11 protein-coding genes are annotated in these 18,054 nt (G+C 40.6%); 2 read left to right on the top strand and 9 right to left on the bottom strand.

The annotated features are described in order from the left end of the window. Positions 1 to 100: 100 nt before the first annotated feature. From CXF76_RS08900 to CXF76_RS08885, 4 genes are all read right to left on the bottom strand, one after another. Positions 101 to 2,746: a DUF2339 domain-containing protein gene (locus CXF76_RS08900; RefSeq protein WP_101163478.1), complete on the bottom strand. Its 2,646-nt coding sequence runs from the start codon at positions 2,744 to 2,746 to the stop codon at positions 101 to 103. A gap of 126 nt (positions 2,747 to 2,872) precedes the next feature. Further along, positions 2,873 to 4,234, bottom strand: a complete 1,362-nt coding sequence (locus tag CXF76_RS08895) for a hypothetical protein (protein ID WP_101163477.1) — start codon at positions 4,232 to 4,234, stop codon at positions 2,873 to 2,875. Between the two features lie 164 nt (positions 4,235 to 4,398). Further along, entirely contained in the window at positions 4,399 to 5,304 is a 906-nt protein-coding gene (locus CXF76_RS08890; RefSeq protein WP_101163476.1) for a GGDEF domain-containing protein, read from the bottom strand. Between the two features lie 97 nt (positions 5,305 to 5,401). Next, positions 5,402 to 5,986 carry a YqaA family protein gene (locus tag CXF76_RS08885; RefSeq protein WP_010554604.1) on the bottom strand — a complete coding sequence of 195 codons (585 nt, stop codon included), beginning with the start codon at positions 5,984 to 5,986 and terminating at the stop codon, positions 5,402 to 5,404. 509 nt (positions 5,987 to 6,495) lie between these two features. Between CXF76_RS08885 and CXF76_RS08880 the strand changes: the two genes are divergently transcribed. Then, a complete protein-coding gene (locus CXF76_RS08880; RefSeq protein WP_101163475.1) occupies positions 6,496 to 7,731 on the top strand; it encodes a TMEM143 family protein in 1,236 nt (411 codons plus the stop codon). A gap of 86 nt (positions 7,732 to 7,817) precedes the next feature. Here CXF76_RS08880 and CXF76_RS08875 read toward each other — a convergent pair whose 3' ends face one another. From CXF76_RS08875 to CXF76_RS08855, 5 genes are all read right to left on the bottom strand, one after another. Next, positions 7,818 to 10,964 carry an efflux RND transporter permease subunit gene (locus CXF76_RS08875; RefSeq protein ID WP_101163474.1) on the bottom strand — a complete coding sequence of 1,049 codons (3,147 nt, stop codon included), beginning with the start codon at positions 10,962 to 10,964 and terminating at the stop codon, positions 7,818 to 7,820. Positions 10,965 to 10,972: 8 nt separating this feature from the next. Further along, complete coding sequence (locus tag CXF76_RS08870) at positions 10,973 to 12,220, bottom strand: efflux RND transporter periplasmic adaptor subunit (protein ID WP_101163473.1); 1,248 nt, start codon at positions 12,218 to 12,220, stop codon at positions 10,973 to 10,975. Beyond that, positions 12,217 to 13,470, bottom strand: a complete 1,254-nt coding sequence (locus tag CXF76_RS08865; protein WP_101163472.1) for a TolC family protein — start codon at positions 13,468 to 13,470, stop codon at positions 12,217 to 12,219. The genes CXF76_RS08870 and CXF76_RS08865 overlap by 4 nt, the downstream gene beginning before the upstream one ends. A gap of 149 nt (positions 13,471 to 13,619) precedes the next feature. After that, positions 13,620 to 13,940 carry a hypothetical protein gene (locus tag CXF76_RS08860; RefSeq protein ID WP_008135125.1) on the bottom strand — a complete coding sequence of 107 codons (321 nt, stop codon included), beginning with the start codon at positions 13,938 to 13,940 and terminating at the stop codon, positions 13,620 to 13,622. 80 nt (positions 13,941 to 14,020) lie between these two features. Then, complete coding sequence (locus tag CXF76_RS08855; protein ID WP_024589739.1) at positions 14,021 to 14,839, bottom strand: AraC family transcriptional regulator; 819 nt, start codon at positions 14,837 to 14,839, stop codon at positions 14,021 to 14,023. Positions 14,840 to 14,951: 112 nt separating this feature from the next. Between CXF76_RS08855 and CXF76_RS08850 the strand changes: the two genes are divergently transcribed. After that, the gene (locus tag CXF76_RS08850; RefSeq protein ID WP_101163471.1) at positions 14,952 to 18,038 is read left to right on the top strand and encodes a beta-galactosidase; all 3,087 of its coding nucleotides are present in this window, start codon (positions 14,952 to 14,954) and stop codon (positions 18,036 to 18,038) included. The last annotated feature ends 16 nt before the right edge of the window (positions 18,039 to 18,054 follow it).

Below are 18,054 nucleotides of genomic sequence, written 5' to 3'. Positions count from 1 at the left end.
TTCTAGTTAAAAGTATTCTAGTTAAAAGCTATCAAGTAATAGCGTAAAACAAAAAGCCCAGTATCTTCACTGGGCTTTGCTTTATTAAGTGTTTATAAAGTTAAACTGGATTTACTCGGCTTCTAAGCTTTTGGAACAACCAACTTAATCCCACCAACGAAAGTCCTAATCCAATAAACGAAAGCGCTTTAAGTAAGCCCTCCAAGTTAGCCATATCAATTAAAAACACTTTAACAATAACTGCAGCTAGTAAGCCTAAGCCTACTTTTTGTATTAATAACTGGTTTTTTAAATGACCAAAAATAACAGTACCCGCACCCATTACTAACCAAATAACAGAGTAGCTATAAAGCTCTGCATTACTTGCGCCTTTTGATAAGTAAATGTAAGGACCTTGCCAGTATTGGCGAATAAAGCTGTTTATTGCCAATAATATAAAGCCACCTGCAATGGCCAATATAAATGGTGTCGCTTTAGCATTTATTGGTTTTACAAGCTTGGCCAGCCAAAGCGTTAATCCTGCAGGTACTAACCACAATAGTAATAACCAGTTAAATATTGGCAGCTCACCTATGTAAAGTGATTCAAATAATGGGTTATCATCAAGCAGTGTTTTAATAGCAAAAAGCCCTGCTAACCCTGCAAGTGCAAAGCCCGCCACTTGGTATAACTTAGCTAAAGTACCGGCAAGTTTTGCTCTGTGTAAATACACACACCCTAATGCCAGCCAGTTACAGGTAAGGAGTATTTGTTCGTAAAAATTAAGTGAATCAAATTGCGGATAATGCCCTACTAACTGATAACTTGTTTCGGTTGTAATAAAAAGCGCTAAACAATGAAGGGCTGCACCTTCCAGCCATATTTTAAGTTTTGATGAGTCAAAGCACTTAGCTGCGGCAAAAAATAACGCGATACATAACGGGTAAACCACTATGCTCCAATGCAAACCAAATACCGTGAGTGCATCGTAACTTGGCGTCCAAGGTGAAAGCGTAAGGCGCAGTAATAACGCAGCAACCAAGGCTTTTATAGGCCAATGTGGCATAGGCACGCTATAGCGTTTAATAAGTACGCTTATAAGTAATACTTGTACAGCAAGAGCAATGGTTAGGCCGCTGTCACTTAGTAGCATGGTAATTGCTAACGTAATATTGGCATTAGCGCCTACCCAATAAGTAAAACGCTGAAATAGCGTTGTATTATGCTGCGCGAGCTTTATTAAAATAGCGGCGACTACAAACAATACAACGGCCCAAAGTGGATATGCAGTACTTAACGCGGAATTAGGAATAAGCGTATATAAAGTCGCTATCATTACAAATACACTAAATGCCCCCGTAATATGAAACGCTAAACGCTTAATCTGTTTTTTACCGTAATAAAGCCCAAAAGCGGTAAGTAACAATCCGAGAAATAAACCCAAACCATACTCATTTTTGAATATAAAGAGTGCGTCATCAAATAGGTTTGGCGAAAGATGCGTGCGCTGAGCGCCTATCACTAATAGCGTTGAAATAACTAACGCTACACCCTGCCAAATATCCCAACGGCTATTTTTAAGGACTAAAAACAACACCAATACAATACTCAACACGCCGATTGTTTGCCACTGCATATCAAAGTGACTTATTAGCATGGTAAATATTAAGGGCGCCATAAAGGCGAGTAATAATGCATGATCTGGAAGCACTCTAATTAAGCGTTTTAAACTGTGCGGGCGATGTTCAATAACATTCAGTTTTAGACCTAAGCGCGGTATAGCAATTAACCCAATAATACTAAGTAAAGCAAATGCCCCCATTAACCAAACGGTATTAATTTTAAGTAATGTAAAACCAACTAAATACCAACCAATGTGCCCTGCCCATAATAAATACCACAACCAAGCTCGCTGTACTTTATGTGCAACTAACGCAGCCGACAAACTTACAAAGCCAACATACATAAATAATGCAAACAAGTTACCACTGCCAGTGCTAACCCATATTGGTACACTATAAGCGCCAATAATACCTAATACCGCTAATAATGGGCCTAACCTAAGCGCCATAGCACTTGCGCTAATTGCAATAACTGCCAGTGTAAAAAATGCCACGGTAGGGCTAAGCATATCGTAGCTACTGTAGGCTAAAAGCGTTAAAGCAAAACAGGTAATAAACCCGCCGCTTGCAAGCGCTGCGGGTATGTAATTATTAAAGCCTTCAAATATAATACGTTTATGGTGTAAATAAGCCGCAGCTGCAATTAAGCCAAGCCCAAATAAGCCGCCTAAGCTCAGCCTCATTACAGGCGATAGTAACCCCGCTTCTAGGCTGTATTTAGCTAAAAATATGCCACCAAACGCAAGCGCTATTGCGCCTATCCAGGTCATCCAGTTTTGCTCAAACCCTGCGCGTAATTTATTAAATAGTAATTCTATGGCTGATGCTTCAGCTGGTTTGGCTTTTTTAGGAGGCACTGATGGCTGATTTATTACAGGTGGCGACGCGTTTTGGGACGTTAAGTTTGGCTGTGTTTTATGAGCAATTGGCTCAGACCTTGAAAGCGCTGCCTGAGCCGTAGATGCTTCACTTTGAGGTTCACTTTGCGATATCGATTTATGTGTTTGTAAGTGTGTTACTTTGGCCCTTAAAACAGCCACTTCTTGTTTTAATCCATTTAACTGCACTAGCGCTATTAAACCGCAGATAGCACCGGCAACTACAACCAGTATTACTATGACGGCTAACCCAACTAAATCATCCATGGCACACTCTTATTAATTATTATGCCCTGAGTGTACCTAATTATTAATGAGTAGGTAAATTTTGTTCAATAAAAAAGCCTAAGTACTTAAAGTGCTTAGGCTTTATGCTACTTAATATGTTTAGATTTATTCAACACTATCGGTAATAGTGCGCTCTAGGGTCATTTTATAACCTGAGCTTGTTGTTTCATCATGCTCTAAAATCAATATGTAGTTACCCTCTTGTGTAAAGTCCATATCGCTTTGTTGAATAAGCACAATTTGCTGACCATTATCTTCATATACAACATAAACAGTGTAAATTTCGTTATCTACAACCTGCTCTTCTTGGTCATACTTATCTAGGCCATCGACTACGTTACTGGTGTCGTCTACTGTTTCGCCGTTAAGTGTAAAGTACACATCAACATCTGAAACCGATTGCCCTGCGTAGCTTTCAATTAGGTTTACAACCGATACCGTATGGCTGTAACTACTTGGTGTTAGGTTTTCTTCAACGCTCATCATACGTAAACCGTTATCTGCGTCGTTATAAAAAATACCCACCGCACTTTGCTCACGCTCTAGCGTCATTAAAAAGTTATCAGCTAGTTTTGTACCTTCTTCGTCGTACATCGCTACGCTGTAACTATTAGGCGAAAGTTCAACATAATCGGTATAAGAGTCACTAGCAACTGTATTTGTTGTGTTTACAGTTGTACCGCGTGTAGCAGAAAAGCTTACTGGCGAGTAGTCATCAACCGTATTTATAAAACGTAATTGCCCCAGGGCAGATTGATGTTTAAGCTCAGTAACGTAGTTGTTATCGGTTACTACATCAAGCGTAATACCGCCTTCTTCTGTAGCATAACTTGGGCGGATCATTGCTACATAGCTTGCTTCGTCGTATAAATAAACAGATGACGACTCGTACACAACATCACTGCTGCCCGCTTCTGTTATGTAAACAGTGTAATAGCCTTCATCAATGCTTTGCAGATCTAACTCACTTAAATATTGAGCCGATGAAAAAAGTGTCGCGCTTTCAAATACGCCATCATCAGTTGCTAAATAAATATCGTAGTTAGTATCCTCCCCTGCAATATTGTAAAACCCTAAGTTAAACTCACCCGTATCGCTTGTGATAGGTACGCTAAGCTCTGTAAATGTAGGCTCATCAAAGTTGCCGCTCATTACTACTAACTGTGTTTTGTCGCCTTTAATAGAAATTTCTTGGTCGCTAATTGTTATATAGCTGTCGTTAGCATCTAGGTATTCAAAACTTACATCATAAGTGCCTGTGCTGTAGTTATGGCGAGTAGTTACATCGGCAAAATCAGCGCCTGAACGTTCTGTTTCTTCAACAAACAAACGCGTATATGGGCTATTGTAAGAGCCGTTATACAATTGGATGTAACCTGTAGAGCTTGAGCTATCGTCAGAGCCACAGCCCGACAAAATAGTAATTAGACTTAAGGGTAATGCAGCTTTTAAAAGGGAGTTGGTCATTAAGGTTATTCCTTATTATTAATATCCCCATTATGACCTAAACATTCTATTTTAATTTCATGATTTACAAAGCATTACCCTCACTGACATTTCCTTACGAAAACGTTAAAAAGTGTAGTAAATGTGCAAACAATAAGGACGTGTTTTTATATAGTTAAAAACGCTTACGGGGCAATTTCAAAACGATCTCGGCCACTCTTCTTAGCTAAATATAAAGCTTGATCAGCGCGCTTCATTACTTTATCTAAAGGCTCATTAGGCGTTTGCATTGCAACACCTATACTTACTGTTAAGTGGCGAGAATTTTGAACATTTATGGTGTGTGCAAGATCAATTAATTGCTGCGAAAAATCACACGCTTGCGTCATATTATTTATAGGCAAGTAGCCACCAAATTCTTCACCACCGAGGCGAGCAAATTTGTTTTGGTGCGTAAAAGCATTGTCGTATTTAGTTGCTAGTTCTTTAAGCACCACATCACCAACATCATGACCAAATTCATCATTAATTGCTTTAAAGTGGTCTATATCTACAATTAAAATAACGTAAGGTGAGTGCTGAGCATCTTTAGCGTGCTGATAAAAATAACGTCTATTATGTACCTTGGTTAAATCGTCAATAATTAGCTCACGCGCTAATCGATTATTAATACTTTGTATAAAGCGCATCGTTTTAAATAAACCATAGGAAGTTAAAAGCATGCCGCTGGTTCTGCATAAATCTTCAAAATAAATACTTACCCAGTAAGGCTGTATCACTATCTCATCGATTAAATCAGCTGTATTACCCATGGACCAGAGCATTAATCCGAGAGTCGAAAATGTATATGCAAGCTTTGAAAGTTTGGAGCACTGAACCATCCAAAATAAAAAAATAAGAACAATTAAATTAATAAAATCAGTTGTAAAACCGTAAACATTATTTTGAACTTGTAGGGGAGGAAAGTTAGTTAGGGAGTAGGCTGAAAAAATAACAATATAAGCTAATAAAAATAGGCTTACAGTTTTATTTTTCCAGCTCATTTTAAAAAAATTAGAAAGCCTGATAGTGAGTTTTACAGTTTCAATCATATTAACCTTAAGCTTTTCGATACTATATTAAAAAACTATAGCACATTACCAAAAAGGCTTATTAGAATAAGGTGGTTAATAACCTTTAATAATGAGCTTAAATCACCAAGCTTAATCCCCAAACTCCTAACACAAGTAACGTTATTAAAACCATTGCCTTAGTTTTGTGTTTACTAATGATTCGCTCAGCTTCATTACCTGCATAATAAACAATAATAGCCAGACCAAAGTAACGAATAGAACGCGCAATACCCGAGGCCAACAAAAACAGCCAAATAGAGTACTTAGTCGCGCCAGCTGCAAGCATCGCTATTTGAAACGGAATAGGCACTATGCCTAGTGTTATTACAAACCAAAAACCTTGATCTTGCATTTGCTGTTTAACGTTTTCAAATTGCTCAGGGCTCGAAAACGTATTAATAATCCAATCGCCAACCGCATCAAATAAATAATAACCCAACGCATAACCAAACAATGCGCCCACTATGCAGCCCAAGGTCGCCATTAATGCTATAAGCCATAGCTTTTCACGGCGAGCTTGCATTAGCGGTACTAATACAGCTTCAAGTGGAATAGGAACTATGGTTGACTCTAAAAACGACGCCACTGTAATACCGCTAAGCATATGCTTAGAGTCAATAAAATTACGCGTTTTTTCTTTTAGCTTTTTTTGAATGGCCATAGTAAATCCTTTTCACTTATCAGTAAGAACAAGAGTATTCAATAAGCCAATAATTACACATTTAGGTTAATACACGCTGAAAACAGTGTACTAAATTTATCAGGTCCTAGGGCGTATTGATCTTTGTGGATTGAAATTTGTTCAATCCAAGGAAGATTAAATCACGGCGCGAGGTTTGTAACCTAGTGGGCTAAGTAAAAATCGAGCAAAGCTTCCGCGTCCTGCTCACGCCCCTTACCTACATCCATGCAGGCAACAAAGAGTTAATCGTCCCTAGAAAGAACCCAGAGGGCAGCGCATGTTTGGTATTTATGCTGCGTTATCGCCTTATTTATGGGGAATAACCACACTACATAGGCTCTGCCTTGCCTAAAAACCAAACACACAGCTGCAAATTCAACCACCAATGATCAATACGCCCTACTGCATTAACAAATTAGTAATATCCATAATAATATTTTATTATGTGCCCATGCAGTTAGATTCCCTATCACAGTAGTTATTAATTTATGCAAAGTGCGCGTTTTATTCCCTTTAGAAAGCAAGATATTGTTGATATGTGTAGCGAAGAGCTTAAAAGCAGTACACAAAAAACATCGTTTAAACAATTTTGCGATTTACTAGCAAGCCTTATTCATTACGATTACCACTCAACACTTGAGTCACTTAAAAACAACTACGCCCCTTTTGATCCCAACAGTGACACGCGATCGTTAGCGCCAGTATCGGCGGATCAAAAAGCGCAGTGCCAACATGAGTTTGCTAAAGATTTTGCTAAGGTGCTTAATGCCGCTAATTTTGAAGTGATAACCAATGAAGACTTACAAGATGCATTAAATGAAGAGTCATTATTTAAGGTGCGCCTTGAAGTTGAATTTGACGACTTTGAAGAAGTGGTATTTTATCGCCGTGGCGAGTCGCAACTCACTGAAACTATTACCAGCTTTTGGGGCTTGCGTAAAAAGCCGCTGCACTTTACTAATTACGACCGTGTTGCCGTGTTTATTCGCTTTAAAGATAGCGCTTATTTTGAAGCTAAAAATAAAACGCCAATGGGATTTGAGCCAAGCTCAACCATAGTAAAGCTGTTTCAAAATGTGCCAAAGGCCGATCTCGAAATGCTATTTCCTAATAGCGAAGTACGCATGCGCCCTATTGATAAAGCAATTATTGGCTCATCGGCTTTAGTTGGCGGTGCAGTGGTACTTATAACTAAACTTGGCGCATCAATCGTATTATTGCTTGCTCTGTTTGCTTTTTGGGGTGGTTTTAGAAGTGAAGCTGTAGAAATGACCCAACAACATTTTATTACCTTTGCTATTGGCATGGGAGTATTTGGCAGCTTTATTTTTAAAGAATGGAGTAAGTTTAAAAACCGTAAAATTAAATTTATGAAAGCGCTTAGCGATAACCTCTACTTTAAAAACCTTGATAATAACGCGGGTGTTTTTCACACGCTTATTGACGCTGCCGAAGAAGAAGACATAAAAGAAGCCCTGCTTGCGTATACCTTTTTACTCAAATCAGAAAGCGGCTTAACCGCACAAACGCTTGATGAACAAATAGAGCATTGGTTTAAAAGTAAATACCAGTGCGATCTTGATTTTGAAATTAGCGACGCACTTGAAAAGCTGGTGCGTATGCGTTTGGTAACGTGCACTAGTGATGTGTATAGCGCAATAAATTTAGATCACGCAAAAACGATATTAGATGAGCGTTGGGATAATCTTTTTCAATATAATTAATGTAGTATTTTTGCTAAATAATACCCAAATAAAAAAGCAGCTGTAAGTACAGCTGCTTTTTTTATTACATTATTAATAGCTAGTATTTAAACTAATTCAGCTTCTGCTTTTTTAGTAAATTTAGAATGTACTAACTTATAAAGCGCAGGCAATATTAACAGTGTCAGTAAAGTTGATGAAATAATCCCGCCAACCACTACTGTCGCGAGAGGTTTTTGCATTTCAGAACCCGTTCCCGAATTAAGCGCCATAGGTATAAAGCCTAAACTTGCCACCAGCGCCGTCATCAGTACCGGGCGCAAGCGCTGTAATGCACCGCTGTGAATTGCATCAAACAAACTTAAACCATCGCTTCGTAACTGCTTTATAAACGACAGCATAACTACGCCGTTTAATACCGCGACACCACTTAGGGCAATAAAGCCGACACCTGCTGATATTGAAAGCGGCATATCGCGCAGCAATAACGCAAGCACACCACCCGTTAATGCCAGTGGCACACCACTAAATATAATCAATGAATCACGAAGCGATCCAAAGGCGCTATACAGTAAGCCAAATATAAGCAGTAAAGTGACCGGTACAACCAACGACAATCGCTTACTTGCCGATTGTAGCTGCTCAAACGTGCCGCCGTATTCAAGCCAATAGCCACTTGGTAAATTAAGTGATTCATTCATGCTTGCTTGCGCATCACTTACAAAGCTTGCTAAATCGCGCCCTTCCACATTGGCAGTTACCACTACGTTACGCTTACCACTTTCGCGGTTTATTTGATTAGGCCCTTTTTCAATGCTAATTGTCGCTACTTCGCCAAGCGGTACAAACGCAAGTTCTGGGTTACTATCTTTAGGTAAAGCAACTGGCAAACGAGCAAGTGCTGATACATCGCTAGACCAACGTTTATCAAGGCGTACTAATAACGAAAAGCGTTTATCGCCCTCGTAAATTAGCCCGGTTTGCACGCCGCCAACAGCGGCGGCAAGTGTTTGTTGAATATCGTTTACGCTTAAACCCAATAACGCCATGTGGTCGCGCATTGGTGTTACCGAAAGTGTTGGCAATCCTTCCATTTGCTCCAAACGTACATCGGTAGCGCCTGCAATATTACGCATTAGCCCTGTGGCTTTTTCGCCAAACTCTTTAAGTACGCTTAAGTCGTCACCATAAATACGCAGTGCCACATCGGCGCGCACGCCAGCAATTAACTCATTAAAGCGCATTTCTATTGGTTGTGTAAATTCGTAATTATTACCAGGGACATCGTTAACACGGGTACGAATTTGCTGAACCAATTCTGCTTTAGTAAGTGCTGGATTAGGCCACTCATCTTGCGGTTTGAGTATTAAAAAAGTATCGGCAACATTGGGCGGCATAGGATCGCTTGCTACATCGGCAGTACCAATTTTTGAAAATACGTTAGCAACCTCAGGCTGATCTAATATGGCTTGCTCAAGCTCTTTTTGCATTTGCACAGATTGCTCAATACCGGTGCCAGTAATGCGCAGCGCATGCATAGCAATATCACCCTCATCAAGTTTCGGTAAAAATTCTGCGCCCATGTTTTTAACTTTAAAACCAAGCACTAATACTAATGCAGTGGCAATACCCACCATCAGCCACGGTAATTTAAGCGATATACCAAGTAATGGCTTATACACTTTTTTAACGCCGCGCATGACTGCGTTTTCGGTTTCATCAACCTTACCGCGAACAAACACTGCAATAGCAGCCGGTACAAATGTAACGCCAAATATAAGCGCGCCAATTAACGCCGCAACTACAGTAAATGCCATTGGCTGAAACATTTTGCCTTCAACGCCGCTTAGTGCAAATAAAGGTAAGTAAACCAGCATAATAATAACAATGCCAAATACAGCCGGTGTAAATACTTCTTTGGTGGCTGCGGTCACTACATTTAAACGCTCGTTTAAAGTAAGTAGCCTGCCATGTTTATGCTGAGCTACACCGAGTTGGCGTAGGCAGTTTTCAACTACAATTACAGCACCATCAACAATTAAACCAAAGTCGATTGCGCCTAAACTCATTAGGTTACCCGATACGCGATTGCCTACCATACCTGTAACGGCAAACAACATACTCAACGGAATAACCATTGCCGTAATAAGCGCGCCCGTTACATTACCCAGCAGTAATAGCAAAATTACTATCACTAAAATGGCACCTTCAAATAAGTTGGTTTGCACGGTTGCTATGGTTTTATCAACAAGAGTAGTACGGTCGTAAACTGCCTCAACAATAACGCCAGCGGGTAAGCTTTTTTGCACATCAATTAACTTATCAGCCATGGCTTTTGCCACTATGCGGCTGTTTTCGCCAATTAGCATCATGGCGGTGCCGAGCACGGTTTCTTCGCCGTTATAAGTGGCCGCGCCGGTTCTAAGCTCTTTGCCTAAAAGCACGTTAGCCACATCTTTAATGCGTACAGGTGCATCGTCGCGCTTAGCTATAACGGTATTGGCTATGTCATCAATGGTTTTAAGCTGCCCAGGCGAGCGTACTAAATATTGCCCGTCAAAGCGCTCAATATAACCTGCGCCTCGGTTACTGTTATTAACCTCAAGTGCACTAATTACATCGCTAATAGTAAGCTTATAGGCAATGAGTTTTTCGGGCACTGGCGCTACTTGGTATTGGCGCTCAAAACCACCTTGGCTGTTTATTTCGGTAACGCCTTTTACTTTTAAAAGCTGCGGACGAATAACCCAATCTTGCAAAGTGCGTAAGTCTTCGGCGTTGTAAGCAGTGCCATCTTCTTTTAACGCATTAGGCGCGGCGTGCACACTATAAGTAAATATTTCGCCTAAACCACTGGCAATAGGACCCAAGTTTGGCTCTACGTTATTAGGTAAGTCGGATCGAATACTTTGAATACGCTCACCAATTTGCTGACGCGCCCAATAAATATCGGTGCCTTCATCAAAAATAACCGTTACTTGCGAAAGCCCATAACGCGAAAGCGAACGGGTATAATCAAGCTTAGGTATGCCCGCCATGGCGGTTTCTACCAAATAGGTAATGCGTTGCTCTACCTCTAATGGCGTAAAACCCTGCGCTTTGGTATTAATTTGCACTTGTACGTTAGTTATATCGGGTACTGCGTCTACTGCTAAATTTTGAATGTTGTATACACCAAATCCAGCAAATAAAAATGTAAGCGCAAGCACCAGCATGCGGCGTTTAACCGAAAAAGAAACTATCCAATTAATCATGGTGCCTCCTAGTGAGCGTGGCTTGCGCCGCTTTTTAAAATATCAGCTTTAATGACATAACTATTGTCTGTTACGTATTCGCTACCCGCGTTTAAGCCTGTAAGTACTTCTACCCACTCGCTATTTTTTGCACCTAAGGTAACGGGGCGTACTTCAAATACATTATTTTTACGAACAAACACACTGGGTTGACCGTTAAACTCTTGAATAGCTTGTGGCTTAACACGCACGCTGGCATTTATTTTAGCCACACTTACATCGCTATTTATATGCATGCCTGGGCGCCAATGCCCGTCTGGGTTATTAAGCTCTATACGGGCACGCGCTATGTGCCCGCCTGTCATCATTGGGGCTATAAAAAACACTTTGCCTTGCGTATTTAAATGGTGATGCAAGTCGTACACTTTAGCGCTTTGACCAATGGCTAGCTTTTCAATGTTTTCAGGAAAAGCCGATAACTCAACCCACACTTTATCAAGGTTAACTACCTGCATCAGTGCACTGGTGCTTGCAAGCTCGCCACGCTTTAAGTATTGCTCGGTTACAACGCCGCTAATTGGGCTTTTAATAGGGTAGTTTTGCAGTGTTTCGCGGTTGGTTACATTGGCAAGTACTTCGCCTTTTTTAACGTTTTGACCAATGCTTACAAAAATATCACTGATCAATCCTGTATACGGCGCCATTACTTCTACCGTGCCATGTTGTGTTGGTGCAATAACGCCAAAAAGCGTATCGGTAATATCCACTTCACCACTTTGCGCTATCTCGGTTTTAATGCCTGCGCGCTCAATAGCTCGCTCTGTTAACGTGGTACGGCCTTCGTGTTGATCGTATTCATAGCTAATGCTCTCGCCTTTATAATTAGCAATAACGGTAAGTGCAAACGAATGTGGTTCGTTAATTGATTGCGTGCTAACAAGGTAGTCGCCCTCAGCTGTAAACTGTATATTTTGCGACCCTTCAACTAAGCGCTTTAAACTCATTGTTATGTTTAAGTCGTTTATATTAATCGATTTATTTTGTTTATAGCCGTATACACGTAGCTCAACATTACCTGCAAATTCTTGCAATTTAAGCTCAAGGGTTAATTTAGGATCAGTTAATAAAAAGCCGCCGTGTGGACCTTGTTTTTTCTCGTGTTGCTCTGTTTCTTTATGACCTGACTCGCCATGCTCAGCAGAGGCAAATGCATGTGTACTTACAAAGCTGCTGGCAAACGAAAGTGATACTAGTAATGCGATTATATTTTTATTCATGATTGATGAGTCTCAATTAAAGATTGGCCTGTTAAACGCTCAAGAGTAAGTAGCACTTGGTACAGCTCTGCGTGAGTTGTAATAAGTGTGCGTTTAGAATCAAAAAGTGCTTGTTGAGCATCAAGCAATTGCAACACCGAAATTTGTCCGCGTTGATAACTTTTTAAGCTTTGCTCAATCAATGTTTGTGCCTGAGGAATAATTTGATCAGATAATAGCTTCGCCTGATTAGCTCGGCCTTGATAATAAGCGTACAAAGTACGTACTTGCTGGCGTAGCTGGATGCGCAATTGCCCTTGCTGCTCATTTAAAAGCATGAGCTGACTATTTGCAGCTGCAATATTTCCGCTATTTGAATTACTTAATTGCAGTGGCATAGAAAACGAAAACACTAATGAGCTGGAGTCGCTTTGTTGGTTATAGCGCACGCCTCCCCCTACATTAATATCGGTTTTTCCGTTTGCTTTTTGCAGTGTTAAATTAGCTGTTTGCTGTAAATATTGCTGTTGTAATAATGCAAATTCAGGGGCTTGGTTAACCGCATCTAAAAGTGCTTGCGCTGATTTAAGCGCAGTAATTACATTAATATTACCAGCAAAAGTATTGTAGGGTTGCTCATCACTCCACAGCTCGTTAAGCGATAAACTTGCTCGCTCAAATTCACTATTAAGCATGGCTTTATCAAGCTCTACTTGGCTAAGTGCATAACGCATGCGCGTCACATCAGCTTGCGACGCAGCACCTGCATTAGCTCTTTGCTCAATCGCTTTAAGTGCTTGGGTTACTACCTCTTTACGCTCGTTATTTAGACTTAATAATGTTTGAAATTTAAGCCCTTGGTAGTATCGCTCAGCAGTGGTTGCTAATAACGCTAAACGGGTATTTTGATACTGTATTGCTTGGGCTTTTATATTGGCGGTTGCGTAATTAATACGGTGTTGCCGCTTATCGCCCAGCTCTATTAGTTGGCTAAGCCCGAGCGTTATTTCAGCGCCTTGAATGCCACGCGCCTTGTTAGTGCCCAGTAAGTTTTCGGCTTCAACATTCAATACAGGGTTAGGCGAAAGAGCAGCTTGAGATTTAAGCGCACTCAATATTTTTTGATGATAAGGGTAGCGTTTTAATACCAGATTTTGTTGTTCTGTATTACTCAGTGCCTGCTTAAGGGTTAATGTTTTAACATTCGCCAAAGTACTAAAAGCAGGTAGCGCGCACATTAGCGCCACCAGCATAATTGGTTTTTTATTCATATAGCGTGTCCGTTTTTTAACAAACAGAGTTAACTTAATCACTACGCCTATTTTAAAAACAAGCGCGATCAAGCAACCTAAATATGTAAATAACTAGCCTAATAGCGCACAAGCGCAGGCAGTTTTTACAAAGTATTTAAAATTAGAAACTAGCTATAAAAATTTGGTGGCGGTACATCTGGCGGGTAATTTAACCCGTTATAGCACGCAGGCGAAGTTGCTTTACTTTGCTCTGGGCTTATTGAATGGCTAGAGGTGCTGTTATAGCCACAATGGCAATGTTGGTGAGCATGAATTTCGGTAGTTGATGTTTTATCGCTTTGGTTATCATCGGCTGTGGAGTCGCCTTGCGATAACGAACTGGTTACGTGATCAACGTCTTCTTGCAAATGATACGCAGCGCCATCACAGCTAATAAAGCTATGTACAAGCACTAATAATATCACTATTAAAAAACGGTTTGAGCGCATTACCTACCTAAAACTCTAAAATGCAATTTAAGAAATCGCACAATACCTTAAATTTATTCAAATGTAGAGAGCCGCTAACGTTATTTTCTAAATTCGCTTGGCGACACACCTACCGACTTCTTAAAACGTTTGGAAAAATTAAAAATATTAGAGTACCCCACATAACTTGCCACATGCGAAATTGGCCAAGCCGTGTTTAACAATAAGTTTTTAGCCCGTTCAATGCGTAAATAAATAAGTTGTTGTATTGGGCTTTTACCAAATTGCGCTTGGCATAAACGATGCAAATGCGGCGATGAGTAATGCACATGTTCGCACATTACCTCTATTGTCCAATCAAACTGCAAGCGCTTGTCTACCTCTTCAAACAGACTAATTAAACGGTTATGCGCCGCACCCTGTGAGTTATTTTGCAGCGTAGCATTTAAGTAATGACTTAAAATAGGCGTTACGCTTTCGCGTAAATTAGCATTAGACTCGCTGTATAAAAGCTCCATAGCAAGGTGTAACGGTTCAAGTTTTTGCTCGGTTAGTACCAGTGCTTGCGCTAAGTTTAAATGCTGCCAACGTTTAGTATTTGCAAGGTTTAACCAAATAACATCCCAATGTTCAGCATCAATTTTCACTTCAAAGCTTTGCTTTGCTGGTAGCACAATAAGTGTATTGGCATTAAGTGTGTACTGCTCATTTTGTGTTGTTAATTTACCCTGCCCTGCAAGCGTATAAAAAAGTGTATGTTCTAGCGGTGCTGAGCGTGCTACGCAATAACGACCCGATAGGTTTGAGCAACCCGCAAGTGCTATTTCAAGGTTTGACATTTGCGCGAGCGTTTGTGAATCAATAAAGCGTTCTATACAGCGCGGACCAATATCGAGTATGTCTTTAATGTTATAGCGCATAATTACAATGATAGTTTTGGATAAATAAAGGAGAGCTTTAAGCATAACCCCTGCGATTATTTTTAGCTATATTTAGCACATTATAATTGCCCGCTTATGCAATAGGATAAACATGACCTCTTTACAGCACATAATTAATCGCCGCGATTGGGAAAACCCAATTTCAGTACAAGTTAATCAAGTAAAAGCGCACAGCCCACTCAATGGTTTTAAAAGCGTTGAACATGCCCGTACTAACACGCAATCGCAAAAACAAAGTTTAAACGGTCAGTGGGACTTTAAATTATTTGATAAACCCGAAGCGGTTGATGAATCGTTGCTAAGTGAAACACTAAACAGCAACTGGCAAAGTATTACAGTGCCTTCTAACTGGCAATTACATGGCTTTGATAAACCTATTTACTGTAATGTTAAGTACCCATTTGCAGTTAACCCGCCTTTTGTACCAAGCGACAACCCTACAGGCTGTTACCGCACTGAATTTAATATAAGCGAAAGTCAGCTAACTCAGCGTAATCATATTATTTTTGAAGGCGTTAACTCGGCGTTTCACCTGTGGTGTAACGGACAGTGGGTGGGTTATTCACAAGATAGCCGTTTACCGAGCGAGTTTGATTTAAGCGAACTGTTAGTGGCAGGTACTAACCGTATTGCGGTTATGGTTATTCGCTGGAGCGATGGCAGTTACCTAGAAGATCAAGACATGTGGTGGCTAAGTGGTATTTTCCGCGATGTTAACTTACTTACAAAACCACAAAACCAAATACGTGATGTGTTTATAACCCCCAATTTAGACGCTTGCTATCGCGATGCAACGCTACATATAAAAACGGCGATTAATGCGCCAAATAACTATCAAATAGCGGTGCAAGTTTTTGATGGCGAACAGGCGCTATGTGAGCCACAAATTCAAAGTACTAACAATAAACGTGTTGATGAAAAAGGTGGCTGGAGCGATGTTGTATTTCAAACAATTGATATACAAAGCCCTAAAAAATGGACCGCCGAAACCCCATACTTATACCGCTGCGTTGTGAGTCTGCTTGATGAGCATGGCAATACCGTCGATGTTGAAGCCTACGACATTGGCTTTAGAAAAGTAGAAATGCTTAACGGGCAACTGTGTGTAAACGGCAAGCCGCTACTTATACGCGGCGTTAACCGCCACGAACACCACCCAGAAAACGGTCATGCAGTTACTACCGCCGATATGATTGAAGATATTAAGCTGATGAAGCAAAATAACTTTAACGCCGTGCGTACTGCTCACTACCCTAATCATCCCCGTTTTTATGAGCTATGTGACCAGCTAGGTTTATACGTAGTTGATGAAGCAAATATAGAAACCCATGGCATGTTTCCTATGGGCAGGCTTGCAAGCGATCCGCAGTGGGCTGGTGCATTTATGTCGCGTTATACACAAATGGTTGAGCGCGATAAAAACCACGCCTCAATTATTATTTGGTCATTGGGCAACGAATGCGGACACGGCGCAAATCATGATGCGATGTACGGCTGGTCAAAAAGCTTTGACCCCTCTCGCCCAGTGCAATACGAAGGCGGCGGCGCAAATACAACGGCTACCGATATTATTTGTCCAATGTACGCTCGTGTAAATACCGATATTAAAGACGATGCGGTACCTAAATACTCTATTAAAAAGTGGCTAAGCCTACCAGGTGAAACTCGCCCGCTTATTTTATGTGAATACGCCCATGCAATGGGCAACAGCCTAGGTAGCTTTGATGATTACTGGCAAGCATTTAGAGAATACCCACGCCTGCAAGGTGGCTTTATATGGGATTGGGTAGATCAAGGTTTATCTAAAACTGACGAAAACGGCAAGCATTATTGGGCTTACGGCGGCGATTTTGGTGATGAACTAAATGACCGTCAATTTTGTATAAACGGGCTATTGTTCCCAGACCGCACGCCACACCCTAGCCTGTTTGAAGCTAAATACAGCCAGCAGCATTTACAATTTACGCTGCGCGAGCAAAATCAAAACCAATACACCATTGATATATTAAGCGATTACGTATTTAGACACACCGATAACGAAAAACTGGTTTGGCAACTAATGCAAAATGGCATCTGTGTTGAGCAAGGCGAGCATGTACTTAATATTGCCCCGCAAAGTACGCACACGTTAACGATTAAAACTAAAACAGCGTTTGAGCAAGGTGCGCAATATTACCTTAATTTAGATGTAGCACTAATTAACGACTCACACTTTGCAAACGCTCAACATATTATGGATACCGAACAATTTAAGCTTATAAATAGTAATAATTTAAGCAGTAAGTCATTTGCATCATCATCTGAGCAAAACGCTATAAGTGTTAATGAAACCGACTCTCAACTAAGTATTGAAAACGATAAATTTAAACTGATTTTTAATCAACAATCAGGGCTTATAGAGCAGTGGTTACAAAACGATACTCAGGTTATTAGTAGCCCACTGGTTGATAACTTTTATCGTGCCCCACTTGATAACGACATTGGTGTAAGCGAAGTAGACAACCTAGACCCCAATGCATGGGAGGCTCGTTGGTTGCGTGCAGGTATAGGGCAATGGCAGCGCACATGCAGCTCGATTCACGCAGTGCAATCAAGTGTTGATGTACGTATTACTTGTGTATTTAATTACGAGTTTAATGGCGTGCTACAGGCTCAAACACAGTGGCTATATACACTAAATAATACCGGCAATATTAGCTTAAATATTGACGTGCACTTAAACGATACTCTGCCGCCAATGCCGCGTATAGGGCTAAGCACAACGCTTAACAAGCAAAGCGATACAAAAGTAAACTGGCTAGGTTTAGGGCCTTTTGAAAACTACCCAGATCGCAAAGCCGCAGCACGTTTAGGTTATTACAGCTTGAGCTTAAATGAGCTACATACACCGTATATATTTCCAACTGATAATGGCCTGCGTAGCGATTGCCAATTGCTGAGTATTAATAACTTAACTGTAACTGGCGCGTTTTTGTTTGCAGCCAGCGAGTATTCGCAAAGTACGCTAACGCAAGCAAAGCACACTAACGAACTAATTGCTGATGATTGCGTACATGTACACATTGATCATCAACATATGGGCGTAGGTGGCGATGATTCATGGAGCCCAAGTACTCATAAAGAGTATTTACTTGAGCAAAAGCAGTACAGTTATTCTTTAACTTTTTCAGCTAAATAATTTAGTAGTTAACCTA

Origin of the sequence: Pseudoalteromonas sp. 78C3, assembly GCF_002836695.1 — a bacterium.
Classification (GTDB): domain Bacteria; phylum Pseudomonadota; class Gammaproteobacteria; order Enterobacterales; family Alteromonadaceae; genus Pseudoalteromonas; species Pseudoalteromonas arctica.
This window is presented reverse-complemented; position numbering and strand designations above follow the sequence as displayed.

Coding starts and splice junctions, on each gene's coding strand:
- CXF76_RS08900 (WP_101163478.1), bottom strand. CDS start 2,746: ATGGATGATTTAGTTGGGTTAGCCGTCATAGTAATACTGGTTGTAGTT.
- CXF76_RS08895 (WP_101163477.1), bottom strand. CDS start 4,234: ATGACCAACTCCCTTTTAAAAGCTGCATTACCCTTAAGTCTAATTACT.
- CXF76_RS08890 (WP_101163476.1), bottom strand. CDS start 5,304: ATGATTGAAACTGTAAAACTCACTATCAGGCTTTCTAATTTTTTTAAA.
- CXF76_RS08885 (WP_010554604.1), bottom strand. CDS start 5,986: ATGGCCATTCAAAAAAAGCTAAAAGAAAAAACGCGTAATTTTATTGAC.
- CXF76_RS08880 (WP_101163475.1), top strand. CDS start 6,496: ATGCAAAGTGCGCGTTTTATTCCCTTTAGAAAGCAAGATATTGTTGAT.
- CXF76_RS08875 (WP_101163474.1), bottom strand. CDS start 10,964: ATGATTAATTGGATAGTTTCTTTTTCGGTTAAACGCCGCATGCTGGTG.
- CXF76_RS08870 (WP_101163473.1), bottom strand. CDS start 12,220: ATGAATAAAAATATAATCGCATTACTAGTATCACTTTCGTTTGCCAGC.
- CXF76_RS08865 (WP_101163472.1), bottom strand. CDS start 13,470: ATGAATAAAAAACCAATTATGCTGGTGGCGCTAATGTGCGCGCTACCT.
- CXF76_RS08860 (WP_008135125.1), bottom strand. CDS start 13,940: ATGCGCTCAAACCGTTTTTTAATAGTGATATTATTAGTGCTTGTACAT.
- CXF76_RS08855 (WP_024589739.1), bottom strand. CDS start 14,839: ATGCGCTATAACATTAAAGACATACTCGATATTGGTCCGCGCTGTATA.
- CXF76_RS08850 (WP_101163471.1), top strand. CDS start 14,952: ATGACCTCTTTACAGCACATAATTAATCGCCGCGATTGGGAAAACCCA.